20 protein-coding genes are annotated in these 23020 nt (G+C 69.2%); 11 read left to right on the forward strand and 9 right to left on the reverse strand.

Annotation, left to right across the window (positions count from 1 at the left end; genetic code table 11):
* Nucleotides 1-219: 219 nt before the first annotated feature.
* The 7 genes from aroB to pilM form a co-directional block, all read right to left on the reverse strand.
* The gene (gene aroB, locus FEF15_RS05040; RefSeq protein WP_163558060.1) at nucleotides 220-1335 is read right to left on the reverse strand and encodes a 3-dehydroquinate synthase; all 1116 of its coding nucleotides are present in this window, start codon (nucleotides 1333-1335) and stop codon (nucleotides 220-222) included.
* A gap of 5 nt (nucleotides 1336-1340) precedes the next feature.
* Nucleotides 1341-1883 carry a shikimate kinase AroK gene (gene aroK, locus FEF15_RS05045; RefSeq protein WP_163558061.1) on the reverse strand — a complete coding sequence of 181 codons (543 nt, stop codon included), beginning with the start codon at nucleotides 1881-1883 and terminating at the stop codon, nucleotides 1341-1343.
* Nucleotides 1883-4054: a type IV pilus secretin PilQ family protein gene (locus tag FEF15_RS05050; protein WP_163558179.1), complete on the reverse strand. Its 2172-nt coding sequence runs from the start codon at nucleotides 4052-4054 to the stop codon at nucleotides 1883-1885. Before FEF15_RS05050 ends, aroK begins: the two co-directional genes overlap by 1 nt.
* Nucleotides 4055-4115: 61 nt before the next feature.
* Nucleotides 4116-4643, reverse strand: coding sequence for a pilus assembly protein PilP (locus tag FEF15_RS05055; RefSeq protein WP_163558062.1), 528 nt, complete (start codon nucleotides 4641-4643; stop codon nucleotides 4116-4118).
* On the reverse strand, nucleotides 4640-5272 hold the full coding sequence (locus tag FEF15_RS05060) for a type 4a pilus biogenesis protein PilO (protein ID WP_163558063.1): 633 nt from the start codon (nucleotides 5270-5272) through the stop codon (nucleotides 4640-4642). Before FEF15_RS05060 ends, FEF15_RS05055 begins: the two co-directional genes overlap by 4 nt.
* Nucleotides 5269-5841 (reverse strand): PilN domain-containing protein, encoded by a 573-nt coding sequence (locus FEF15_RS05065; protein WP_163558064.1) that lies wholly within the window; start codon nucleotides 5839-5841, stop codon nucleotides 5269-5271. Before FEF15_RS05065 ends, FEF15_RS05060 begins: the two co-directional genes overlap by 4 nt.
* Entirely contained in the window at nucleotides 5838-6896 is a 1059-nt protein-coding gene (gene pilM / locus FEF15_RS05070; RefSeq protein WP_163558065.1) for a type IV pilus assembly protein PilM, read from the reverse strand. The genes FEF15_RS05065 and pilM overlap by 4 nt, the downstream gene beginning before the upstream one ends.
* A 264-nt stretch (nucleotides 6897-7160) precedes the next feature.
* Here pilM and FEF15_RS05075 point away from each other — a divergent pair, with 264 nt between their 5' ends.
* On the forward strand, nucleotides 7161-9686 hold the full coding sequence (locus FEF15_RS05075) for a penicillin-binding protein 1A (protein ID WP_163558066.1): 2526 nt from the start codon (nucleotides 7161-7163) through the stop codon (nucleotides 9684-9686).
* Between the two features lie 92 nt (nucleotides 9687-9778).
* On the forward strand, nucleotides 9779-10543 hold the full coding sequence (locus FEF15_RS05080; protein WP_163558067.1) for a DUF481 domain-containing protein: 765 nt from the start codon (nucleotides 9779-9781) through the stop codon (nucleotides 10541-10543).
* Nucleotides 10544-10613: 70 nt separating this feature from the next.
* On the opposite strand, the gene FEF15_RS05085 is transcribed toward FEF15_RS05080, so the two are convergent.
* Nucleotides 10614-11885 (reverse strand): malic enzyme-like NAD(P)-binding protein, encoded by a 1272-nt coding sequence (locus tag FEF15_RS05085; protein WP_163558068.1) that lies wholly within the window; start codon nucleotides 11883-11885, stop codon nucleotides 10614-10616.
* A gap of 264 nt (nucleotides 11886-12149) precedes the next feature.
* Nucleotides 12150-12365, reverse strand: coding sequence for a 50S ribosomal protein L31 (rpmE, locus tag FEF15_RS05090; RefSeq protein ID WP_163558069.1), 216 nt, complete (start codon nucleotides 12363-12365; stop codon nucleotides 12150-12152).
* A gap of 156 nt (nucleotides 12366-12521) precedes the next feature.
* Here rpmE and FEF15_RS05095 point away from each other — a divergent pair, with 156 nt between their 5' ends.
* From FEF15_RS05095 to ubiB, 9 genes are all read left to right on the forward strand, one after another.
* A complete protein-coding gene (locus FEF15_RS05095) occupies nucleotides 12522-14762 on the forward strand; it encodes a primosomal protein N' (RefSeq protein ID WP_240454074.1) in 2241 nt (746 codons plus the stop codon).
* A 119-nt stretch (nucleotides 14763-14881) separates the two neighbouring features.
* The gene (argS, locus tag FEF15_RS05100) at nucleotides 14882-16567 is read left to right on the forward strand and encodes an arginine--tRNA ligase (RefSeq protein ID WP_163558071.1); all 1686 of its coding nucleotides are present in this window, start codon (nucleotides 14882-14884) and stop codon (nucleotides 16565-16567) included.
* Nucleotides 16568-16570: 3 nt separating this feature from the next.
* On the forward strand, nucleotides 16571-17299 hold the full coding sequence (locus FEF15_RS05105) for an SPOR domain-containing protein (protein ID WP_163558072.1): 729 nt from the start codon (nucleotides 16571-16573) through the stop codon (nucleotides 17297-17299).
* A 228-nt stretch (nucleotides 17300-17527) separates the two neighbouring features.
* The gene (gene hslV / locus FEF15_RS05110) at nucleotides 17528-18046 is read left to right on the forward strand and encodes an ATP-dependent protease subunit HslV (protein ID WP_163558073.1); all 519 of its coding nucleotides are present in this window, start codon (nucleotides 17528-17530) and stop codon (nucleotides 18044-18046) included.
* Nucleotides 18047-18048: 2 nt separating this feature from the next.
* The gene (gene hslU, locus FEF15_RS05115) at nucleotides 18049-19371 is read left to right on the forward strand and encodes an ATP-dependent protease ATPase subunit HslU (RefSeq protein WP_163558074.1); all 1323 of its coding nucleotides are present in this window, start codon (nucleotides 18049-18051) and stop codon (nucleotides 19369-19371) included.
* A 137-nt stretch (nucleotides 19372-19508) separates the two neighbouring features.
* The gene (locus tag FEF15_RS05120; RefSeq protein ID WP_163558075.1) at nucleotides 19509-19892 is read left to right on the forward strand and encodes a DUF971 domain-containing protein; all 384 of its coding nucleotides are present in this window, start codon (nucleotides 19509-19511) and stop codon (nucleotides 19890-19892) included.
* A gap of 122 nt (nucleotides 19893-20014) precedes the next feature.
* A complete protein-coding gene (ubiE, locus tag FEF15_RS05125) occupies nucleotides 20015-20770 on the forward strand; it encodes a bifunctional demethylmenaquinone methyltransferase/2-methoxy-6-polyprenyl-1,4-benzoquinol methylase UbiE (protein WP_163558076.1) in 756 nt (251 codons plus the stop codon).
* Nucleotides 20770-21393 (forward strand): SCP2 sterol-binding domain-containing protein, encoded by a 624-nt coding sequence (locus tag FEF15_RS05130; protein WP_163558077.1) that lies wholly within the window; start codon nucleotides 20770-20772, stop codon nucleotides 21391-21393. Before ubiE ends, FEF15_RS05130 begins: the two co-directional genes overlap by 1 nt.
* A 2-nt stretch (nucleotides 21394-21395) precedes the next feature.
* Complete coding sequence (ubiB, locus tag FEF15_RS05135) at nucleotides 21396-23018, forward strand: ubiquinone biosynthesis regulatory protein kinase UbiB (RefSeq protein ID WP_163558078.1); 1623 nt, start codon at nucleotides 21396-21398, stop codon at nucleotides 23016-23018.
* Nucleotides 23019-23020 lie beyond the last annotated feature (2 nt).

Consider the following 23020-nt stretch of genomic DNA (forward strand, 5'->3'; position numbering starts at 1 on the left):
GGCACCCAGCAGCCGTCAAAAAACGCCACCGTGTCAAGGACTTGCAGCCGCCATCAACGGAAAGTGAACGCCCGCGAAAAATACTAGACTTTCGTCGAGAATCGGCGATTTCCTCCATGCCGATACGGCATAAGGCATGCGAATTTCATGGGAGCAACGTTGCTGGAACGAGGACGCCCGCTCGAGGGCGGGCGTCGGAAACGGCGGACCGGAAGGGCGTCACGGCTGCCGGGGGAAATCGTCGAGCAGCGCCTCGAGGGTTTCCGGCGGCGTGGCGTCATGGACACAGGCGTCGCCCAGGCCACGCAGCAGCACCAGCCGCAGCCGGCTGTCGACGTTCTTCTTGTCCAGGCGCATGCGGGCCAGGAAGTCGGCAGCACTCATCGCCCGCGGCGCCGCCTGCGGCAGCCCCGCCGCCTCGAGACTGGCGCGCACCCGGGTCACGTCATCCGGCGTGAGCCAACCCAGGCGCGCCGAGAGCTCGGCGGCCATCAGCATGCCGGCGCCCACCGCCTCGCCGTGCAGCCAAGCGCCATAGCCCTGGTGCGCCTCGATGGCGTGGCCGAAGGTGTGCCCCAGGTTGAGCAGTGCCCGCACGCCCTGTTCGGTCTCGTCGGCGGCGACGATCTCCGCCTTGATGGCACAGCTGCGCTCGATCGCCTGGGTCAGGGCCGCGGCGTCGAGGGCGCGGAGCGCCGGCATGGCGGTTTCCAGCCAGCCGAGGAAGGCGGCATCGCGGATCAAGCCGTACTTGATCACCTCGGCGAGCCCCGCGGAGAGCTCCCGCGGCGGCAGCGTGGTGAGGGTGTCGGTGTCGATGAGCACCGCCCGCGGCTGCCAGAAGGCGCCGATCATGTTCTTGCCCAGCGGGTGGTTGACGCCGGTCTTGCCGCCCACCGAGGAATCCACCTGGGCGAGCAGCGTGGTCGGCACCTGGATGAAGGCCACCCCGCGCTGGTAGCAGGCAGCAGCGAAGCCCACCATGTCGCCGATCACCCCGCCACCCAGGGCGATCAGCGTGCAGCGGCGGTTGAAGCCGGCTTCAAGCAGGGCATCCCAGATCCGCTCGACGCTCTCCAGCGTTTTGGTGGCCTCGCCGTCGGGCAGCACCAGCTCGTGCACCTCGAGGTCGTCGGCCAGCCCGGCCTTGAGCCGCGCCAGGTAGCGCGGCGCCACCGTCTCGTTGGTGACGACCATTACCTGCCGGCCAGCAAGATGCGGGGCGAGCCACTGCGGATCGCCAAGCAGGCCGGGGCCGATGTGGATGGGATAGCTGCGACTGCCCAGTGCCACCTGCAGGCGACAGGGGGCAGCGGAGAGCGGAGAAAGGGACATGGGATTCAGGCCTTGGCTTGGAGGGGGTCGACCAGTCGCTCCACGCGGCGCACGATCTCGCCCACCACGGCGCGCGGGCTGCGCCGGTCGGTGCGCACCACGATGTCGGCGGTGGCGCGATAGAGCGGGTCGCGCAGCGCGAACATCTCGCGCAGCAGCTGCTCGCGGTCGCCGCGCTGCAGCAGGGGCCGGTTGCGGTCCTTGGCGACGCGCTTGAGCTGCTGCTCCACGGTCGTGAAGAGGTAGATGACGGTGCCGCGCTCGCGCAGGCGGCGACGGTTCTCTTCGCGCAGCACGGCGCCGCCCCCGGTGGCGATCACCACCCCTTCCAGAGCGGTGATCTCCTCGATCATCTGCGCCTCGCGCTGGCGAAACCCGGCCTCACCCTCCACGTCGAAGATCCACGGGATGTCGGCACCGCAACGTGCCTGGATCTCGTGATCGCTGTCGAGGAAGTCGCGTGACAGCTCGGCCGCCAGGAGGCGGCCGATGGTGCTCTTGCCGGCCCCCATGGGGCCGACGAGGATGAGGTTGGGTAGTGCCTGCATCAGCGAATGGCCAGGTTGTCGTCCAGTATCCGGGGCGTGATAAAGACCAGCAGCTCCACCTTCTGGTTGTTCTGCTCATTGTACTGAAAGAGCTTGCCCAGCACCGGCAGGTCGCCGAGAAGTGGCGTCTTGGCCAGCCGACGCAGCTCTTCCGTGGTGAGGATACCACCCAGCACCACGGTTTCACCATTGTCGACCAGCACCTGGGTCTCGATCTGGTTGGTGTCGATGGCCGGCACGCCGCCGAAGACCTGCTCGGCGACGGTGTCGTTGTTGATCAGCAGGTCCATGATGATGCGATTGTCGGGGGTGATCTGCGGGGTCACCTCCAGCGACAGCACCGCCTCCTTGAACTCCACGTTGGTCGCCCCGCTGGAGGTGGCCTCCTGGTAGGGGATTTCCTGGCCCTGCTTGATCACCGCCGTGCGCTGGTTGGCGGTGATCACCCTCGGCTGAGAGATGGTCTGGCTCTTGTTCTCGCTCTCCAGGGCGCGCAGCTCGAGGTCGAGCAGGATATCGCCGGAGAGATAGCCGAACGCGAAGCTGGTCATGGGGTTGCCGCTGCCCAGGTCGACCGCCAGGCCGCCACGTTCGAACAGACTCCCCGAGGGGTCGTCAAAGCCGCCGGTGAACTCCCCGCGCGACTCACGCTGGCCGCTGAAGTCGTCGCCGTAGGTGGCGACCGGGCTGCCCGAGGAGGCACCCCCCAGGTTGAAGCGGCTGCCCTCCCCGGAAACGCCCCAGTTCACCCCCAGCTCCTTGGTCACGCCGTCCCGGGCGATGACGATACGCGCCTCGATCTGCACCTGGCGCACCGCGACGTCGAGCTGATCCAGGGTGGCGAGGATCTCCTGCACCTGGTCGGCGGTATCCTGGATCAGCAGGGTGTTGGTGCGCGCGTCCACGGCCACGCGACCCCGCTCGCTGAGCAGACCGAAGCCCCCCTCGCCGCGCAGCAGGCTAGCCAAGTCCTCGGCCCGGGCGTAGCGCACCTGGACATACTCGGTGGTCAGCGGCGCCAGGGTCTCCATCTCGGTGCGCGCCTCGAGCTCCTGGCGCTCGATGTTGGCCAGCTCCGAGGCCGGCGCCACCAGGATGACGTTGCCCTCCTGGCGGCTGGCCAGGCCGTGGCTCTTGAGCACCAGGTCCAGCGCCTGGTCCCAGGGCACGTCCTCCAGGTTGAGGGTGACGCTGCCGGTAACGCTGTCGCTCGCCACCAGGTTGAGCCCGGTGAAGTCGGCGATGATGGCGAGCACCGAGCGCACCTCGATGTCCTGGAAGTTCAGAGTGATGCGCTCGCCGGTATAGGGGAACTGCTCGCGAATGCGCTGCTCGCGCTCGGCCTGGGTGACCGGCTGCGCCTCGATGACGAGTTGGCGACCGCTCTGGGTGGAGACCATGGCGAAGTCGCCCTCGCCTTCGATATCAAGCCTGACGCCTTCTTCGCCACGACGCGGCGTGATGCGCTGAATCGGGGTGCCGAAGTCACTGACGTCGAGCACTTGGTTGTGCGTATCGGGCAGCGCAACCCCACGCAACTCAGCGATGATCTCATCACCCGCTTCGCGCACCCGGGCGTCGACACCGGCACGATCGAAGGTCACGACAAGCCGCCCGGCACCGTCTTCCCCGCGACGGAAGTCGATGTCCTCGAGGGTGGCATCATGCCTGCGCGAGGTGTCGAGTTCGAACCGCGGCACATCGCCGGGTTCGCTGGCGGCGGCTTCACGGCCAGCGCGCTCACGCTCACTGGCGGGCACCTCGCGGACGGGGCTGGCCGAGTCCTCGCGGCGCACCACCTCGCCACCGATGGAGAGGCGCAGGCGATCGCCCAGCACCTCGGTCCGGTAGGGCAGCGGCCCCTCGAGATTGAACACCAGCCGGGTGCGACTACCCGCCTCCAGGGCGGTGACCTGGGCGACACCGCCGATACCCAGGTCATAGCGGCGCTGCGCCAGGCGATTGCCGGTCGCCATGAGGTCGATGGTCAGCCGCGGCGGCTCGTCGAGGCGGTAGCCGCGCACCTCCGGCACCCCTTCGTCGAAGGCGAGATCCACCTGCAGCTCCCCGCTCTCGCCCTGGCGAAAGTCCAGGTCGGTGAGCGTCGCGGCCGCCGCGGCCGCGGAAACCAGCAGCAGGCAGAATCCCACCAGTGCACGCCGTATCCACATCATCCTGTCGTCCCCCTGCCTGATACCGTTCGGCGTCGATCGCGTCGCCGCGGTGCTGCCGTCATGTCTCGTCGTCCAGCGAAAGTCGTGTGGTGCGCTCCACCCAGCCGCCGCCACCGGTGGGCACCAGTTCCACCAGCTGCACCGACGCCGGGGTGATGGCGACGATGCGCCCGTGATTGCCGCCCAGGTAGTTGCCGACGCGCAGGCGGTGCACCTGACCGCCCGGGGCCCGCACCAGTGCCGAGCGCTCGCCGCTCACCGTGAGCACACCCACCAGCACCAGTTCCTCCAGCGCATAGGCCTCCAGCGGTTCGCGCGGCCGCTCCGGGTCCGGCGCCAGCTGGTCTTCGCCGGCCGCCGTGGGGTCGCTTTCGGGACGCTGCGGCCGGAAGGGGCTGCGACGATCGGCCTCGCGGTAGGGTGTGGCCTCGTAGCGCGGCACTGCCGGTAAATCGAACTCGGGCGTCGGCCCCGGGTCGTCGCGGATCGCCGCCAGCTCGCGATCCAGGGACGCCAGCTGCGGGTCGGCACAGCCGACGAGCAGCAGCGTCGCCAGGGTCACCGCGCCACCCAGCCACCTGCTCATGGCGTCGCCTCCTCGCCGCCCTCGGCGGACTGGCGGTAGCTGTACGTGCGCGCCAGCATGGAGAGCGTCAGGGTATCGCCCTGCTCCCCAGGCGTCAGCGAGAAGTCGTGCTGGGTGACGATGCGCGGCAGGGCGGCGATATCGGCGAGAAAGGCGGCCAGGCGATGGTAGTCGCCCTCGACCTGGATATCGAAGGGGCGCTCGATATAGAAGTCGCGCGTCTCGGGGCTGCGCAGCCGGATGAAGTCGATGGAGAGCTGGTGATCGAGGGCGTTCTCGCTGATGCTGTCGAGCAGCGAGGGAATCTCGGCGCCAGTGGGCAGCATGGCCATGAGCGTTTCCATGCGCGCGTCGAGAACCGCCATCTCCTCGAGCATGGTAGGCAGGCGGGCAGCTTGGGCCGCCTTGCGCCGGTAGTCACGCAGCAGCGTGCCCTCCTCGGCCTGGGCCTCAGCCAGCGCCGCGGCCTGGGGACGCGCCAGGTACCAATGCATGCCGGCCAGCGTCAGCCCGAGCACCAGCACGCAGCAGATCAGCTGAAGCGACCAGGGCCAGCCCCCGGACTCCTTGATGTCCAGTTCGCGCCAGTCAAGCTCGCGCAGACGCCGCCACTCGCCGCGAACGCTCATGAGCCCTCTCCCTCGCCGTCATCCGGTGACTCGCCCGACGTGAGCTGGGTGACGCTGAGGGCGAAGCGCCGCTCGGCCCCGTTGGTCGACTCCACCTCGGAGAGCACGGGCTCGGCCAGCGAGGGCGCGGCTGCGAGCGCGCGCAGCTGGTCGGAGACCTGGCGATTGGTCTCGGCCAGGCCGGTGAGGCGCAGCCGCCCCCCCTGCCGATCCAGGGAGGTATAGTGCACGCCCTCCTCCAGGCTGCGAGTCAGGTCGCGCAGCACCGCCACCGTCTGCGAGCGCCCCTGCTGCAGTTCACCGAAGACGGCGAGCTGGCCGGCCATGCGCTCACGGATCGTTTCGTACTCGGTGATCGAGCGGATGTCCTGGTCGAGGGCGGTCATCGCCTCGCGGATGTGGGCGTTGCGCTGCTGCTGCGCCACCACCTCCGCCTGGTAGAACTGGGTGATACCCAGGCCGCCGCCCACCCCCAGCGCCGCCATCAGGGCAAGGGCCAGATAGAAGCGCCGACTGCGACGGGTGCGCTGCTTCTCGCGCCAGGGGAGCAGGTTGATCTCGATGCTCATGAGCGGGCCCTCATTGCCAGTCCGCAGGCCGTGAGCATGGCCGGGGCATCGCCGGCCAGGGTCTGGACGTCGATGCGCGGGTTGATCCGCATGCGTAGGAAGGGGTTGGCGATGGACACTTCCATGCCGCTGTCCTGGGCAAGGCGCTCAGCGAGGCCAGGAATCACGCTGGAGCCGCCGGCGAGCACCATGCGCTGCACCTCGTGCTTGCGCCCTGCGGTGTAGTAGAGCTGCAGGGAGCGCCCCACCTGCTGCACCAGGGTGTCCAGGAAGGGGTCGAGCACGCTGGTCTGGTAGTCCTCCGGCAGCCCGCCGCGCTTCTTGGCCAGCCCCGCCTCCTCCAGGCTCAGCCCATAGCGGTTGCGGATCTCGTCGGTGAGCTGACGGCCGCCAAACACGGTATCGCGGCTGTAGGTGATGCGCCCGTTGCGCACCACGTGGAAAGCGTTCATGGTGGCGCCGATATCGACCAGAGCGACGCACTCCGCGTTGCCGGCCGTGGGTAGTTGGGCACGCACCTCCTCGAAGGCGCGCTCCATGGCGAAGGTCTCCACGTCGACCGCCCCCGGCGTGAGGCCGGCTTGCAGCAGGGCATCGGTGAGCTGACGCACGTCCTGCTCGCGGCAGGCGACCAGCAGGACATCCTGCTGGTCGCCGTAGCGCGCGTTGAGGCCGAGCCGCTGGAAATCGAAGGCGACCTCGCTGAACGGAAAGGGGATGTGCTTGTCGGATTCAAGCTGGATGCGCGTGGCGATCTCGTCGTCGTTGAGCGAGGCGGGCAGCGTCAGCGTCTTGGTGATGGCCGCGCTGGCCGGCACGGCGACGGCGGCCTGCTTCGAGGCGGGGCGGGCGCTCTCCACCGCGCGACGCAGAGCGTCGGCCACTTCGCCCATGTCGCGGATGCGCCGCTCGACCACGGCGCCCTCGCGCAGCGGCCGGACCGCGTAGCTCTCGATCTGGAAGGTGCCGCCCGCACGCCTGAGCTCGATCAGCTTGACGGTGGCCGACGTGATATCGACACCGATCAGTCCCTTGCCGGAGGTCCTGAATCGCATCTATCGCATGCCCCTGCCCAATCATGATGCGGGTTGCCCGCTCGTTGTGTTATTGGCCGGCTAAGCAGCACGGCTCAGGCACATCATACCTTGTCCTGTCAGCAGGAGGTTACATGATATTCCCCACGAGGGGACAATATCGTTGCCCAGTCCCGTCAACGCTGGTGACGCGCGGCTCGGCTTCCTATAATGGCGAGCGCCAGTGACGGCACGCCATCGCCACCCGCCTTGCCCCACGGATTTCACCACGGATACCGCATTTTCATGAAGTGGATTAAAACCCTGATCTTCTCCGTCGCCTGGCTGCTGGTGTCGCTGTTCACGGCCTCCCTGCTGGGCGTCGCCGGCGCAGCGCTCTACTTTGCTCCCGGCCTGCCCGACGTGCGGCAACTGCAGGACTTCGAACTGCAGACCCCGCTGCGCATCTTCACCCGCGACGGCAAGCTGATCGGCGAATACGGCAACGAGCGACGCAAGCCGGTGACCTTCGACGAGGTTCCCGAGGACTTCATCCAGGCGCTGCTCGCCGCCGAGGACGATGCCTACTTCAACCATCGCGGCGTCGACCCCATGGGGCTGGCGCGCGCGGCCCTGGAGCTTGCCGCCAGCGGCGACATCCAGTCGGGCGGCTCCACCATCACCATGCAGGTGGCGCGCAACTACCTGCTGAGCCTGGACCGCACCTTTACCCGCAAGATCCGCGAGATCCTGCTGGCCCTGCAGATGGAGCAGATCCTCTCCAAGGAGGAGATCTTCGAGCTCTACGTCAACAAGATCTTTCTCGGCCACCGCGCCTATGGCATCGCCGCCGCCGCCGAGGTCTACTACGACAAGCCGCTGGCCGAACTGACGCTGGCGCAGAAGGCGATGATCGCCGGCCTGCCCAAGGCGCCCTCGTCGTTCAACCCGCTGGCCAACCCCGAACGCGCACTGATCCGCCGCAACTGGATTCTCTACCGGATGCGCGAGCTCGGCTACATCGACCCGGCCACCTACGACACCACAGTGCAGGAGCCGATCACCGCCCGTCGCCACCTCACTCAGGCCGAGGTGGAGGCAGACTATGTGGCGGAAATGGCCCGTCAATACGCCATCGAGCGCTTCGGCGACAGCGCCTATACCGGCGGCTACCGCATCCACACCACCCTGGACAGCGAGCTGCAGCCCCAGGCGCGCCAGGCCCTGGCTCGCGGCCTGATCGACTACGACACCCGGCACGGCTGGCGCGGCCCCGAGGAGCAGGACATCCCGCCCGGGCTCGTCGAAGCTCAGGCGCGCACCGAACGCCAGGGCCTGGAGGAGGAGCTCGACGAATCGCCGGAGATCATGGAGACCGCCCAGCAGGCCGCCGAACGCAGCCAGACGCGGGTGGAGGGCATCGATGGCGACGTCAGCAACTGGCTCGGCGTTCTGGAGCGCACCCCCGGCTACGGCCCGCTTCAGCCCGCCATCGTGGTAGAGAGCGAAGGCCGCGAAATGCGCGTCATGACCCGCGGCGGTGAATTGCACACCCTCGGCTGGGAGGGGCTCGCCTGGGCGCACCCCTACCGCAGCCCACGCTCGCGCGGTCCCGAACCGAGCGCCGCCGCCGAGATCGCCGAGCGGGGCGACCTGGTCCGCATCCTCGAGACCGAGGAGGGCAGCTGGCGCCTCTCCCAGCGGCCCGGCGCCGAAGGCTCGCTGGTGGTGATGGAGCCCGACAGCGGCGCCATCCTCGCGCTGCAGGGCGGCTTCAGCTTCTCGGCGAGCAAGTTCAACCGCGCCGTGCAGGCCGAACGCCAGTCCGGCTCCATCTTCAAGCCCTTCGTCTACCTGGCGGCACTCGACAGCGGCATGATGACCGCCTCCAGCGTGGTCAACGACGCCCCGGTGGTGGTCGAGGATGGCAGCAACGAGCTGTGGCGCCCGGTGAACTCCAGCGGCGACTTCCTCGGCCCCACGCGGCTGCGCGAGGCCCTGGCGCGGTCGCGCAACCTGGTCACCATCCGCATCCTGCAGCGGCTGGGTCTGGAGCCCACCATCGACTACCTGCAGGGCTTTGGGTTCGCCGAGAGCCGCCTGCCCAACGGGCTCTCCCTGGCGCTGGGCAGCGCCAGCCTGACCCCGCTGGAGATGACCAACGCCTATGCGGTGCTGGCCAACGGCGGCTTCCAGGTCTCGCCCTGGTTCATCGAACGCATCACCCGCGGCGGTGACGAAGAGGTGATCGAGCAGGCGCGCCCCGCCGTCGCCTGTCGCGACTGCGCGTCGGACCAAGAGACGATAGAGCGCAATGGCCAGCGCTATCCCGTGGCGCCGCGCGTCGCCGACTCCACGGCGGTGTACATCCTGCGCGACATGCTGCGCGACGTCATCGAGAACGGCACCGGCCGCGCCGCCCTGTCGCTCGACCGCCAGGACGTGGTCGGCAAGACCGGCACCACCAACGACCAACGCGACGCCTGGTTCGCCGGCTTCAACAGCGACCTGGTGGCCACCGTCTGGGTGGGCAAGGACGACAACGACAGCATTGCCGAGTACGGCTCCAATGCCGCCCTGCCGGTGTGGATCGACTTCATGGGCAGCGCCCTGGCGGACCGCCCCGAGGCCATGCCCGAGCCCCCCGAAGAGCTGGTGCGCGCCCGCGTCGACGCCCGCACGGGACGCCTGCTCGCCGAGGACCAGCCCGGCGGGATCACCGAGATCTTCCACCCCGACCACCTGCCGGACCGCGAACCGCGGCGCATCGAACAGGAGGTCGAGCAGCGCAGCGGCTCCCAGGGCACCGGCAGTTACGAGGCGATCTTCTAATCAACGGCAACGACCGGGCGGCCGGCCGCGCCGCCCGGCCCGGCACCGTCGGTTCCGGCGATGCCCGCCACTGCGTAACGCGAGAGTCCGACATGCGCTATCCAGCGACCCGCCGCCGGGGACTTCTGCGGCTGCCGCTCTATGGCCTGCTGGCAGTCGTCGGGAGCGCGTCGGCCAGCCCCTTCTATGCACCGCCCCCGCCCGCCGCGGATGCCGAGACCTTCACCGGCAATGCCGAGCTCGGCTATACCCACCTCGCCGGCAACACCGACAGCCAGACGCTGATCGGCAAGACCCGGCTCACCTGGCTGACCGGCGAGTGGATGCACACCCTGCGCGGCGAGGTACGCCACGTATCGCGCCACGGCGAGACCAGCGCCGAGCACTACCTGCTCGGTGCCCGGGAGCGCTACGACTTCCAGGGCCCCCACTACCTGTTCGGCTTTGCCCGCTGGGAAAAGGATCGCTTCAGCGGCTACGACCAGCAGTTCACCGCCATCAGCGGCTACGGCCGGCAGCTCATCGACGGCGAGCGTCATCGCCTCTCCCTCGAGGCCGGCCCCGGCTTTCGCAACGACCGCATTCGCGACGCCGCGGACGAGACCTTTGCCGTAGCCTACAGCGCTCTGGACTATCGCTGGAACGTCTCCGAGTCGGCCAGCCTCGACCAGGAGCTGTCGGTAGAGGCCACCGACGACAATACCACTTCGCGCGCACTCTCGGCGCTCACCGCCCGCCTCAACTCGCGGCTGGCACTGAAGTTCTCCCACGAGGTGAAGCACAATTCACGACCGCCGGAAAGCGCCGACGCCCACACCGATCACACCACCAGCGCCTCGCTGCTCTACAGCTGGTGAACCCCACGGCAAGACGCCGCCGGCCCGAAGGCCGGCGGCGTCATGTCTACCGCGATGCGGCGCCGAGCGGTCAGCCGCCGTAGACGTCGTCCACCGTCTTCAGCGGGTAGTGCGCCGGGTAGGGGCGACGCGCCACGCCGGAATCCACCGCCGCCTGGGCCACTGCCGAGGGGACCCGCTCGAGCAAGCGCACATCCACCGGGGTGGGAATGATGTAGTCGCGGCCGAACGCCATTGATTCCTTCTCGTAGGCGTCGAGCACCGCCTGGGGCACCGGCTCGCGGGCCAGGTCCTTGAGGGCGTGCACCGCGGCCACCTTCATCTCTTCGTTGATGCGCGTGGCGCGCACGTCGAGCGCCCCGCGGAAGATGAAGGGGAAGCCGAGCACGTTGTTGACCTGGTTGGGGTAGTCGGAACGGCCGGTGGCCATGATCACGTCCGGGCGCGCCTCGTGGGCCAGGTCGGGATGGATCTCCGGGTCGGGGTTGGTGCAGGCGAAGACCACCGGGTTGTCGGCCATCTTGCGGATATGCTCGGCGGTCATCAGGTTCGGGCCGGAGAGGCCGATGAAGACGTCGGCCCCGTCGATGGCGTCGTCCAGGGTGCGCTTGTCGGTATCGATGGCGAACATCGCCTTGTAGGGATTGAGCCCCTCGCGCCCCGCGTGGATCACCCCGCGGCGATCGAGCATCACCAGGTTCTCCGAGCGCGCCCCGCAGGAGACCAGCAGCTTCATGCAGGCGATGGCCGCCGCTCCGGCACCGAGACACACGATCTTCGCCTCTTCCAGGCGCTTGCCGGCGATCTCCAGGGCATTGAGCATGCCCGCTGCGGTGACGATGGCAGTGCCGTGTTGATCATCGTGGAAGACCGGAATGCTGCACTGCTCGATGAGGGTCTGCTCGATCTCGAAGCACTCCGGCGCCTTGATGTCCTCGAGGTTGATGCCGCCCCAGCTATCGGCGATGCGCGCCACGGTGTCGATGAAGGCCTGGGGGCTCTCGGCATTGACCTCGACGTCCACCGAGTTGATACCGGCAAAGCGCTTGAACAGCACGCCCTTGCCCTCCATGACCGGCTTGCTGGCCAGCGGCCCCAGATTGCCCAGCCCCAGAATGGCGCTGCCGTCGGAGATCACCGCCACCAGGTTGCCCTTGCCGGTGTAGCGGTAGGCGTTCTCGGGATCGCGGGCGATCTCGCGCACCGGCTCGGCCACGCCCGGGCTGTAGGCCAGGGAAAGGTCGCGGGCGGTGGCCGTGGGCTTGGTGAGCTCCACCGAGAGCTTTCCGGGAATGGGCTTGGCGTGATAGTCCAGCGCGGCCTGCTTCTTGGCGTCTGTCATGCTGTGATCCGGTATCTGTGTCAGAACGTAAAACGAGCGGGGCACATTAGAGTATAGAAAAACCTTCCATACCTCAACGACTCGCATTTCATGCCTCTTTCACGACCGTTGCCGGATGATCGCCGCCATTTGCTGTAACTTATATTTGAAAGGCCAGGTATAACGTTTGACTTATCGCCGGCGGGCACTGGCCCGACAGCAAGAAACCCGCCAAGTGGCGGGTTTCTCGCAATGAACCGGACACCGCCGGCCGGGGGCAAGCCCTCAGCCGCGCTTGAGGGCGGCACCGAAGCGCTTGTTGAAACGCTCGACGCGACCGCCGGTGGTCGCCTGCTTCTGCTTGCCGGTGTAGAAGGGGTGACACTGGGAGCAGACGTCCAGCGACAGGTCCTGGCCGGCGGTGGTGCCGACGTCGAAGGTCGCACCGCAGGAGCAGGTTGCAGTGACCATCTTGTAATCCGGGTGGATACCTTGTTTCATCTTGAGCCTCTCGAGCGGTATGCCGCCACCTGATCCATTGCCAGGCACCGCATACGGGTTAATCCGTCGTAACTGTACATGCTAACCGGTAGCCGACGAAGCGCCCCAGGCGCCACGGCGGCGAAGCATTCTAGCAGACCCCGGGCCGGAGGCCAATTGCACGACACCCCTTCCCCTGGCGCCATTCGCGTGCTGCGCGTGGCCGTCCCCACGCCGCTGCGCCGGCTGTTCGACTACCGTGCCATCGCCCCACCGGCGGCCGGCTGGCAGCCGGGCCTGCGGGTGCGCGTGCCCTTCGGGCGCCGCCAGGTCGTCGGCGTGGTGGTGGAGTGCCGCGAGCAGGGCGAGCTGCCTCTCGGCGAGCTCAAGCCGGTGGCGGCCTGCCTCGACGAGGCCCCGCTGCCCACCGACTGGCTGTGGCTGTGCCGCTTCACGGCGCGTTACTACCAGCACCCCCTCGGCGACACCCTGCACCAGGCCCTGCCGGTGCTGCTGCGCCAGGGCCGCCCGCTGGCCGGCCGGGTGCGCGAGGAGTGGCAGCTCACCGACAGCGCTCGCTCTGGGGATGCCGAGGGGCTCAAGCGCGCCCCCCGCCAGGCCGAGCTGCTGACAATGCTCGCCCAGCACCCCCACGGGCTGGCCACCCAAGCGGTGCTGGCCCAGGGCTACAGCCGCGAGCAGCTCAAGGCACTGGCCGCCAAGGGGCTGGTGGCGCGCCGCGAGACGCCACGCACGGCGGCCGACTCCCCGGCCGGCAAGCACCTGCTCGGCGAGCCGGCCCTGCCGCTCAACCGCGAACAGGCCGCGGCCCTGGCGGCGCTCCACGAGGGCCTGGAAGCCTTCCATCCCTGCCTGCTGCACGGCGTCACCGGCAGCGGCAAGACCGAGGTCTACCTGCAGCTGATCGAGTCCGTGGTGGCGCGTGGCCGCCAGGCGCTGGTGCTGGTGCCGGAGATCGGCCTCACCCCCCAGACCCTGGCGCGCTTTCGGCGCCGTTTCCAGGTGCCCATCGTCGCCCTGCACTCCGGGCTCACCGATCACGAGCGCCTCGATGCCTGGGAAGCCGCCGCCAGCGGCCGCGCGCCCATCGTCATCGGCACCCGCTCGGCGATCTTCACCCCCCTGGCCCGGCCCGGAGCGATCATCGTCGACGAGGAGCACGACGGCTCCTTCAAGCAGCAAGAGGGGCTGCGCTACCACGCCCGCGACCTGGCCGTGGCGCGCGCCCAGCGCCACGCCATCCCGCTGCTGCTGGGCAGCGCCACGCCCTCGCTGGAGAGCCTGCACCGCGCCCAGGGCGGCGACTACCGCCACCTGCGTCTCACCCGCCGCGCCACCCGCCACGCCCCGGCACGCCTGGAGCTGGTCGACCTGCGCGGCCGCCCCCGTCAGGGCGGGCTGATCCCGCCGGTACTCGCAGCCATTAGCGAGACCCTCACCGCCGGCCACCAGGTACTGGTGTTCATCAACCGCCGCGGCTTCGCCCCGACGCTGGCCTGCCACGCCTGCGGCTGGCTGGCCGAGTGCGAGGCCTGCGACGCGCGCCTGACCCTGCACCGCCAGCCCGCCATGCTCGCCTGCCACCACTGCGACCGGCGCCGCCCCCTGCCTGCCGCCTGCCCGAGCTGCGGCAGCGCCGACCTGCGCCCCCTGGGCAGCGGCACCGAGCGCACCGAGGAGACGCTTGCCGCGCACTTTGCCGAGGTGCCCGTGCACCGTATCGATCGCGACAGCACCCGGCGCCGCGACGCCCTGGAACGGATGCTCGGCGAAGTGCGCCGCGGCGAACCCTGCCTGCTGGTGGGCACCCAGATGCTGGCCAAGGGCCATCACCTGCCGCATGTCACCCTGGTAGTGGTGGTCAATGCCGACGCCGGCCTCTACGCCAGCGACTTCCGCGCCCTGGAGCACAGCGCCCAGTTGCTCGAGCAGGTCGCCGGGCGCGCCGGGCGGGCTAGCCACCCGGGCCGGGTGCTGGTGCAGACGCTGCACGGCGACGACCCGCACCTGCGCCTGCTGGCCGACTCGGGCTACGACGCCCTGGCCGTGCAACTGCTCGCCGAGCGGCGCGCTGCCGGGCTGCCGCCGTTTCGTTTCCTTGCCCTGCTGCGCCTGGAAAGCCCGCGCGAGGAGAGCGCCGTCGACCTCGCCCGGCAGGCCGCCGAGGCGCTGCGCGCCTGGCTGGCCGAGCGCGCCCTGGCCGTCGACTGCCTGGGGCCGGTACCGGCGCCCATGGAGCGACGCCAGGGGCGCTACCATCTGCAGCTGATGCTCGCCGCCGAGCGCCGCAGCCGGCTCCACGAGGCCACCGCCTGGCTCGCCGCCTGGCTCGAGGCCACGCCCGCGGCGCGCCGGGTGCGCTGGTCGCTGGATATCGACCCACAGACGCTGGCCTGAGCCGGCCCTCTTATGGCCTGCGCCACACACCTTTAAAGCCCGCGCCCGATTGCCGATAATACCCCGCCATGCCAAGCGGACGCCGAGGGCGACCCGCGCCACCCGATACCGGACGCTTCATGAAAGAGACCATCGTTGCACTGCTCGAGGACGCCCTCGAGACGCTCAAGCAGCAGGGTACGCTGCCCGCCGAGACCGCCCCGACCATCAAGGTCGACCCGACCAAGGACAAGGCCCACGGCGACTACGCCACCAACCTGGCGCTGATGCTCGCCAAGCCGGCCGGCCAGAAACCGCGCGACCTGGCCGAGGCGCTAGTCGCGGCGCTGCCCGCCAGCGACGCCGTGGCCAAGGTGGAGATCGCCGGCCCCGGCTTCGTCAACTTTTTCGCCGCCACCGACGCCGCCGCCCAGGTCGTGCGCCAGGTGCTGGACGCCGGCGACGCCTTCGGGCGCAGCCTCACCGGCCAGGGCCGCAAGGTGCAGGTGGAGTTCGTCTCCGCCAACCCCACCGGCCCGCTGCATGTGGGCCACGGCCGCGGCGCCGCCATCGGCGACTGTCTGTGCCGCCTGCTCGAGGCGACCGGCCATGACGTCACCCGCGAGTTCTACTACAACGACGCCGGCGCCCAGATCGCCAACCTGGCGCTCTCCGTCCAGGCGCGCGCCAAGGACATCGAGCCCGACAGCGACGCCTGGCCCGCCGACGGCTACCGCGGCGACTATATCGTCGAAGTGGCCAGGGACTACCTGGCCGGCCAGACCGTGCACGCCGACGACCGCCACGTGACCGCCAAGGGCGACCCGGACGACCTCGAGGCCATCCGCGAGTTCGCCGTGGCCTGGCTGCGTCGCGAGCAGGACCTCGATCTCAAGGCCTTCGGCGTCGAGTTCGACGTCTACTTCCTGGAGTCCTCGCTCTACCAGGAGGGCAAGGTCGAGGCCACGGTCGAGCGGCTGATCGCCGGCGGCCACACCTACGAGCAGGACGGCGCCCTGTGGCTGCGCACCACCGACTTCGGCGACGACAAGGACCGGGTGATGCGCAAGTCCGACGGCAGCTACACCTACTTCCTGCCCGACGTCGCCTACCACCTGGACAAGTGGCAGCGCGGCTTCACCACCGTGATCAACGAACAGGGCGCCGACCACCACTCCACGGTGACCCGGGTGCGCGCCGGCCTGCAGGCGCTGGAAGCGGGCATTCCCCAGGGCTGGCCCGACTACGTGCTGCACCAGATGGTGATGGTGACCCGCTCCGGGGTCGAGGTGAAGCTCTCCAAGCGCGCCGGCAGCTACGTCACGGTGCGCGACCTGATCGAGGAAGTGGGTCGCGACGCCACGCGCTTCTTCCTCGCCGCCCGCCGCGCCGACTCGCAGCTCACCTTCGACATCGACCTGGCCCGCTCCCAGTCCAACGACAACCCGGTCTACTATGTGCAGTACGCCCATGCCCGGGTGTGCAGCATGGCGCGCAAGGCCGAGAGCGACGGCCTGCCCTTCGATGCCGACCTGGCCATGGTCAGCTTGGCACGCCTCGACGCCGACCAGGAGAAGGCGCTGATGAACCGCCTGGCGCGCTTCCCCGAGGTGGTGACTCATGCCGCCGCCGCGCGGGAGCCGCAGCAGGTGGCCCAGTACCTGCTCGACCTCGCCGCCGACTTCCACACCTGCTACAACGCGGTGAAGGTGATGGTCGAGGATGACGAACTGCGCAACGCCCGCCTGGCCCTGGGCCTGGCCACCCGTCAGGTACTGCGCAACGGTCTCGACCTGATGGGCGTCAGCGCACCCGAGGAGATGTAAACCATGGCTCGCCGTCCGGCCCCCAAGAAGCGCGGCGCCAGCACCCGCCGGCGCACCCCGCAGCGTCGCGACGGGTTCCGCCTGCCCGGTTGGCTGTGGGGCATCGGCGGGCTGGTGGCAGGCTTCCTGCTCGCCCAGCACCAGCACGGCACGGCGCCCTGGCAGGAAGGCAGCGACTCGCCGCTGGCCACCCTGCTGCCCCGCTCGGCGCCCCCGGAGGCGCCCGAGCCTGCCGCACGCCCCCAGGAGCAGGAGCCGACAGAGCCGCGCATGCCCACCTTCGAGTTCTACACCCTGCTGCCGGAGTCGGAGGTGATCGCCCCGCGCGGTGAGGTGGGCGCTCCCGCACCCCCGTCGCCCCCGCCGAACACAGGCGAGCAGCCCCCGGGCGACGACCCCATCGCCCGGATCATCGCCGCCAACCAGGTGACGGATACCTCGGCGGCGGATGCCGAGCCCCCCGCGGCGGCCACCGAGACCGCAAGCGAAGCGGGAACCCGCTACATGCTTCAGGCCGCCTCCTTCCGCGAGCCCAGCGACGCCCAGCAGTTGCAAAGCCGCCTGCGTAATTTGAGCCTGGTGGCCCAGGTCAGCCAGGTGCAGACCAGCGGCGGCGAGACCTGGCACCGCGTGCAGGTGGGCCCCTACGACGACACCCGCGAGCTCAACCGCGCCCAGGACCTGATGGTGACACAGGGGATCGAGCCGCTGCTGATCCGCCTGCAGAACTAGGAAGCCACTGATTCATTGCGGCGCTCGACGACCCACAAGGACGCGAGAAGTGCGTAGGTTCGTCGGGAACGAACCTCGCTATCCTGATCGCCGGCCGCCTCGAATGGCGCATATCCTTGAATTCCACCCGGGGCGCCCGCACCTTTTCACCAGCTCATTCACGGCGCCCTCGGGCGCCGAAAGTCATCGGGAGCGCGCTCTTCCCTGCTCCCTCAAGGAGTTCTCTCCATGACCACCATCGTTTCCGTGCGCCGCGGCGACCAGGTCGCCCTGGCGGGTGACGGCCAGGTATCGCTGGGCAATACCGTGATGAAGGGCAACGCCAGCAAGGTGCGTCGCCTCTACCGCGGCCAGGTGCTGGCCGGCTTCGCCGGCGGCACCGCCGACGCCTTCACCCTCTTCGAGCGCTTCGAGGCACAGCTCGAGAAGCACCAGGGCAACCTGGTCAAGGCCGCCGTGGAACTCGCCAAGGACTGGCGCACCGACCGCGCCCTGCGCCGCCTCGAGGCGCTGCTCGCGGTGGCCGACAAGCACGCCTCGCTGATCATCACCGGCAACGGCGACGTGGTGGAACCCGAGCGCGGCATCATCGCCATCGGCTCGGGCGGCAACTACGCCCTGGCCGCCGCCCGCGCCCTGCTCGAGAACACCGAGCTGCCGGCCCGCGAGATCACCGAGAAGTCGCTGGCGATCGCCGGCGACATCTGCGTGTTCACCAACCACCACGTCACCCTCGAAGAGCTCTGATCATGACCCAGATGACCCCCCGCGAGATCGTCCACGCCCTGGACCAGTACATCATCGGTCAGCAGGAGGCCAAGCGTGCCGTGGCCACCGCCCTGCGCAACCGCTGGCGGCGCATGCAGCTCGACGAGGACCTGCGCGCCGAGGTGACGCCCAAGAACATCCTGATGATCGGCCCCACCGGGGTGGGCAAGACCGAGATCGCCCGCCGCCTGGCCAAGCTGGCCAAGGCGCCCTTCATCAAGGTGGAGGCGACCAAGTTCACCGAGGTGGGCTACGTGGGCCGCGACGTGGAATCGATCGTGCGCGACCTCACCGAGGCCGCCTTCAAGCTGGTGCGCGAGCAGGCCAAGGAGGAAGTGCGCCACCGCGCCGAGGACGCCGCAGAGGACCGCATCCTCGACGCCCTGCTGCCGCCGCCTCGCGGCCAGGAAGACCAGCCGCGCCAGGACAGCTCCACGCGCCAGACCTTCCGCAAGAAGCTGCGCGAGGGGCAGCTCGACGACAAGGAGATCGACGTCGAGATCACCCCGCAGGGCCCGGGCATCGACATCATGACCCCGCCCGGCATGGAGGAGATGACCAGCCAGCTGCAGAGCCTGTTCGCCGGCATGGGCAAGCAGAAGACCGAGACCCGCCGCGTGGCGGTCAAGGACGCCTTCGCCCTGCTGCGTGACGAGGAGGCCGCCAAGCTGGTCAACGAGGAGGAGATCAAGCACCGCGCCATCGAGGCGGTGGAGCAGCACGGCATCGTCTTTCTCGACGAGATCGACAAGGTGGCCAAGGGCAGCGGCCAGTCCAGCGGCGGCGAGGTCTCCCGAGAGGGCGTGCAGCGCGACCTCCTGCCGCTGATCGAGGGCTCCACGGTCTCCACCAAGCACGGCATGGTGCGCACCGACCATATCCTGTTCATCGCCTCGGGCGCCTTCCACCTCTCGCGCCCCTCCGACCTGATCCCGGAACTGCAGGGTCGCCTGCCGATCCGCGTCGAGCTCGATGCGCTCTCCCCCGAGGACTTCAAGCGCATCCTCACCGAGCCGTCCGCCTCGCTGACCAAGCAGTACCAGGCGCTGCTCGCCACCGAGGGGCTCGACGTCGAGTTCACCGAGGACGGCATCGAGCGCATCGCCGAGGTCGCCTGGAAGGTCAACGAGGGCACCGAGAACATCGGCGCCCGGCGCCTGCACACGGTGATGGAGCGCCTGCTCGAGGAGGCGTCGTTCAAGGGCACCGGCGTTGGCAACCCTCTGACCATCGACGCCGCCTACGTGGACTCGCAGCTCGGCGAGCTGGCCATGGACGAGGACCTGTCGCGGTATATCCTCTAGCATGAGGCCATGCTGATTGGCCCTGTGGGAGGCGGTTCGACTTCAGCTCGTGATGAAGCAGCAGCCCGGGCGCCTGACGGCGCCTTCGCCCGGCAGAGCCGGCCTCCCACAGCGATGATGCAACACAGGAGGCCATCATGACCGCCCCCATCCCCAGCAACGTCCACTATCACAAGCAGGCCCGCGAGCTGGAGCTCACCTACCCGGACGGCAAAAGCTACCGGCTGCCGGTGGAGTACCTGCGGGTCTTCTCGCCCTCCGCCGAGGTGCGCGGCCACGGCCCCGACAGCGCCACCCTGCAGGTGGGCAAGAAGTACGTGGGGCTCCAGAACATCACCCCCACGGGGCGCTACGCGCTCAAGCTGCACTTCGACGACGGCCACGACAGTGGCCTGTTCAGTTGGGACTACCTGTGGTGGCTGATCGAGAATCGCGAAGCCAACTGGGCCGACTATCTGCACCGCCTGGAGGAGGCCGGCGCCAGCCGCGAGCCGCTGGGCATCGAGATCAAGCAGCTGTAGCGCACCGCGAGGGGCGCCGCCCCCACTCCCGTCAAGACAATCGCCGCCGGGGAAGGCTACAATATCGCGCATTCGAGGCAGGCAGTCCTGTCGATCACCGCAGCGATTCGGGAGCCCACGGCATGAGCCCCAGCGACAAGCGCACCACCCACTTCGGCTACCAGGAAGTTCCGGTCGAGGAGAAGGCCTCGCGAGTGGCCCATGTCTTCCATTCCGTGGCGGCCCGCTACGACGTCATGAACGACCTGATGTCGCTGGGCATCCACCGCCTGTGGAAGCGGCTGACCATCGAGCGCGCCGGCGTGCGCCCCGGCCACAGCGTGCTCGACATCGCCGGCGGCACCGGTGACCTGACACTGAAGTTCTCGCGCCTGGTGGGGCCGCGCGGTCGCGTGGTGCTGGCCGACATCAACGAATCGATGCTGCGGGTGGGCCGCGACAAGTTGCTCGACAACGGCGTGGGCGGCAACGTCGAGTATGTCCAGGCCAATGCCGAGACCTTGCCGTTTCCCGACAACACCTTCGACTGCATCACCATCGCCTTCGGGCTGCGCAACGTCACCGACAAGGACGCCGCCCTGCGCTCCATGACCCGCGTGCTCAAGCCGGGGGGCCGCCTGCTGGTGCTGGAGTTCTCCCAGCCCGTCAACCCCCTGCTTTCCAAGGCCTACGACGAGTACTCCTTCCGCCTGCTGCCGAAAATGGGTGAGCTGGTGGCGGGCGACGCCGACAGCTACCGCTACCTGGCCGAGTCGATCCGCGTGCACCCCGACCAGGAGACCCTCAAGGGCATGATGGAGGCAGCCGGCCTGGAGCGGGTGGAGTACACCAATCTCACCGGCGGCATCGTCGCCCTGCACCGCGGCATCAAGTTATAATGTTAGTGCTAGCCGCCATCGAGCGCACGCTCAACGCCCTGCTCGCCCGCGACCCAGCGGCCCCCTCGCGACTGGCCCGGCTGGCCGGCAGCCGCGTGCTGCTGCGCCTCGAGCACCCGCCCCTGGCCCTGCTGCTCTCCTTCCACGCCCAGGGCGTGGACCTGCTGCGCCTCGACGACGGCGACGACCCGGCCGCCGACGCCGTGGTGGAAGTCGACGCCGAAGCCCTGGGCGAACTGCTCGGCGGCGCCTCAGTGGAGCGCTTGATGTTCCAGGGGCGGCTCGCGGTGCGCGGCCGCGTTCATCTGCTCGAGGCGGTCCGCGAGCTGTTCCTCGACCTCGACCTGGACTGGGAGGGCGAACTGGCCCAGTGGCTCGGCGACATGCCGGCCCACAGCCTGGCCGAGGGGCTGCGCCGCATGGCGCGCTGGGGGCTGCGGGCCCGCCACGAGCTGACCGCCGACCTCGCCGAGTACGTCTTCGAGGAGGCGCGCCTGCTCCCCGGGCGCCACCAGTTCGAGAACCTGCGCGACCACCTCACCGAACTCGAGGTGACCACCGACCGCCTGGAGGCCCGGCTGGCTCGGCTGCGTCGCCGCCTGGAGAGCGAGACCGCCTCGTGATGATGGCCCTGCGACTTGTGCGCATCTTCTGGGTGATCACCCGCTATCGCCTCGACACCCTGCTGCCACTGGCGCGCCTGCCCTGGCTGCTGCGCCTGCTCTTCGCGCTCTCGCCGCTGCGCCTGGTACCCCTGGGGCGCCACTCGCGCGGCGAGCGCCTGCGCCTGGCACTGGAGGCGCTCGGCCCCATCTTCGTCAAGTTCGGCCAGCTGCTCTCCACGCGCCGCGACCTGCTGCCCGAGGACATCGCCGACGAGCTCCGGCGCCTCCAGGACCAGGTCCCGCCCTTCCCCGGCATCGAGGCGCGGGCGCTGGTGGAGGAAGAGCTCGAACTGCCGCTGAACCTCGCATTCGCTCACTTCGAGGCCGAACCGCTGGCGTCCGCCTCCATCGCCCAGGTGCATGCCGCCCGGCTGCACAGCGGCGAGGAGGTGGTGGTCAAGATCATTCGCCCCGGCATCGAGCGGGTGATGCGCCAGGACATGGCGCTGATGTATCGCGTGGCCGCCGTGGTCGCGCATATCCCCGAGGCGCGTCGGCTACGCCCCGTGGAGGTGGTGCGCGACTACGAGGCGACGCTGTTCGACGAGCTAGACCTGCACAAGGAGGCCGCCAACACCTCCCAGCTCAAGCGCAACTTCAAGGATTCGCCCCTGCTCTTCGTGCCCGGCATCCACTGGAGCCACACGCGCCGCCGGGTGATGGTCCAGGAGCGCATCTACGGCATCCCGGTCGCCGACACCGCGGCGCTCAAGGCCCAGGGCACCGATCTCAAGAAGCTCGCCGAGCGCGGCGTGGAGATCTTCTTCACCCAGGTGTTCCGCGACAACTTCTTCCACGCCGACATGCACCCGGGCAACATCTTCGTCGCCCGCGAACACCCTCATGACCCGCAGTACATCGCCATCGACTGCGGCATCGTCGGCAGTCTCACCCGGGAGGACCAGGACTACCTGGCGCGCAACCTGCTGGCCTTCTTCCACCAGGACTACTACGAGGTCGCCGCGCTGCATATCGAATCCGGCTGGGTGGGCGAAGAGACCCGCGCCAACGAGTTCGCCGCCGCCATCCGCACGGTGTGCGAACCGATTCTCGAGAAACCGCTCAAGGACATCTCCTTCGGCCAGGTGCTGCTGGGGCTCTTCCAGACCGCACGACGCTTCAACATGGAAGTGCAGCCACAGCTGGTGCTGCTGCAGAAGACCCTGCTCAACATCGAGGGGCTGGGCCGCCAGCTCTATCCCGACCTCGACCTCTGGACCACCGCCAAACCCTACCTGGAGCGCTGGATGAAGGAGCGCGCCGGCGCCGGCGGGCTCTGGGAGTCGCTCAAGCGCCAGGCCCCGGAGCTGTCGCGCCAACTGCCCGAGCTGCCGGTGCTCGCCCATCAGGCACTCAGCCAGGTCGACCAGGAGCGGCGCCAGCGCAGCCGCCAGGCGATCGCGGTGACCCGCATCGGCGCCGAGCTCGAACAGGGGCGGCGCAGCCGGCGCCGCTTGCGCCTGGGCCTGCTGCTCATCGCCGTCGCCCTGGCTTGGCAGCCGCTCACCCAGTGGGCTGGCGATCAACCCTGGACGGTGCTCGGCGCGGGCGCCATCGGCCTGGCCCTGCTGCTCTGGCACTGATC

Origin of the sequence: Halomonas sp. NO4 (assembly GCF_010994375.1) — a bacterium.
Taxonomy (GTDB): domain Bacteria; phylum Pseudomonadota; class Gammaproteobacteria; order Pseudomonadales; family Halomonadaceae; genus Halomonas.

What these genes read in the sequence shown, in the direction of transcription:
- aroB (WP_163558060.1), bottom strand. Translation starts at nt 1,335, where the DNA reads ATGTCCCTTTCTCCGCTCTCCGCTGCCCCCTGTCGCCTGCAGGTGGCA.
- aroK (WP_163558061.1), bottom strand. Translation starts at nt 1,883, where the DNA reads ATGCAGGCACTACCCAACCTCATCCTCGTCGGCCCCATGGGGGCCGGC.
- FEF15_RS05050 (WP_163558179.1), bottom strand. Translation starts at nt 4,054, where the DNA reads ATGTGGATACGGCGTGCACTGGTGGGATTCTGCCTGCTGCTGGTTTCC.
- FEF15_RS05055 (WP_163558062.1), bottom strand. Translation starts at nt 4,643, where the DNA reads ATGAGCAGGTGGCTGGGTGGCGCGGTGACCCTGGCGACGCTGCTGCTC.
- FEF15_RS05060 (WP_163558063.1), bottom strand. Translation starts at nt 5,272, where the DNA reads ATGAGCGTTCGCGGCGAGTGGCGGCGTCTGCGCGAGCTTGACTGGCGC.
- FEF15_RS05065 (WP_163558064.1), bottom strand. Translation starts at nt 5,841, where the DNA reads ATGAGCATCGAGATCAACCTGCTCCCCTGGCGCGAGAAGCAGCGCACC.
- pilM (WP_163558065.1), bottom strand. Translation starts at nt 6,896, where the DNA reads ATGCGATTCAGGACCTCCGGCAAGGGACTGATCGGTGTCGATATCACG.
- FEF15_RS05075 (WP_163558066.1), top strand. Translation starts at nt 7,161, where the DNA reads ATGAAGTGGATTAAAACCCTGATCTTCTCCGTCGCCTGGCTGCTGGTG.
- FEF15_RS05080 (WP_163558067.1), top strand. Translation starts at nt 9,779, where the DNA reads ATGCGCTATCCAGCGACCCGCCGCCGGGGACTTCTGCGGCTGCCGCTC.
- FEF15_RS05085 (WP_163558068.1), bottom strand. Translation starts at nt 11,885, where the DNA reads ATGACAGACGCCAAGAAGCAGGCCGCGCTGGACTATCACGCCAAGCCC.
- rpmE (WP_163558069.1), bottom strand. Translation starts at nt 12,365, where the DNA reads ATGAAACAAGGTATCCACCCGGATTACAAGATGGTCACTGCAACCTGC.
- argS (WP_163558071.1), top strand. Translation starts at nt 14,882, where the DNA reads ATGAAAGAGACCATCGTTGCACTGCTCGAGGACGCCCTCGAGACGCTC.
- FEF15_RS05105 (WP_163558072.1), top strand. Translation starts at nt 16,571, where the DNA reads ATGGCTCGCCGTCCGGCCCCCAAGAAGCGCGGCGCCAGCACCCGCCGG.
- hslV (WP_163558073.1), top strand. Translation starts at nt 17,528, where the DNA reads ATGACCACCATCGTTTCCGTGCGCCGCGGCGACCAGGTCGCCCTGGCG.
- hslU (WP_163558074.1), top strand. Translation starts at nt 18,049, where the DNA reads ATGACCCAGATGACCCCCCGCGAGATCGTCCACGCCCTGGACCAGTAC.
- FEF15_RS05120 (WP_163558075.1), top strand. Translation starts at nt 19,509, where the DNA reads ATGACCGCCCCCATCCCCAGCAACGTCCACTATCACAAGCAGGCCCGC.
- ubiE (WP_163558076.1), top strand. Translation starts at nt 20,015, where the DNA reads ATGAGCCCCAGCGACAAGCGCACCACCCACTTCGGCTACCAGGAAGTT.
- FEF15_RS05130 (WP_163558077.1), top strand. Translation starts at nt 20,770, where the DNA reads ATGTTAGTGCTAGCCGCCATCGAGCGCACGCTCAACGCCCTGCTCGCC.
- ubiB (WP_163558078.1), top strand. Translation starts at nt 21,396, where the DNA reads ATGGCCCTGCGACTTGTGCGCATCTTCTGGGTGATCACCCGCTATCGC.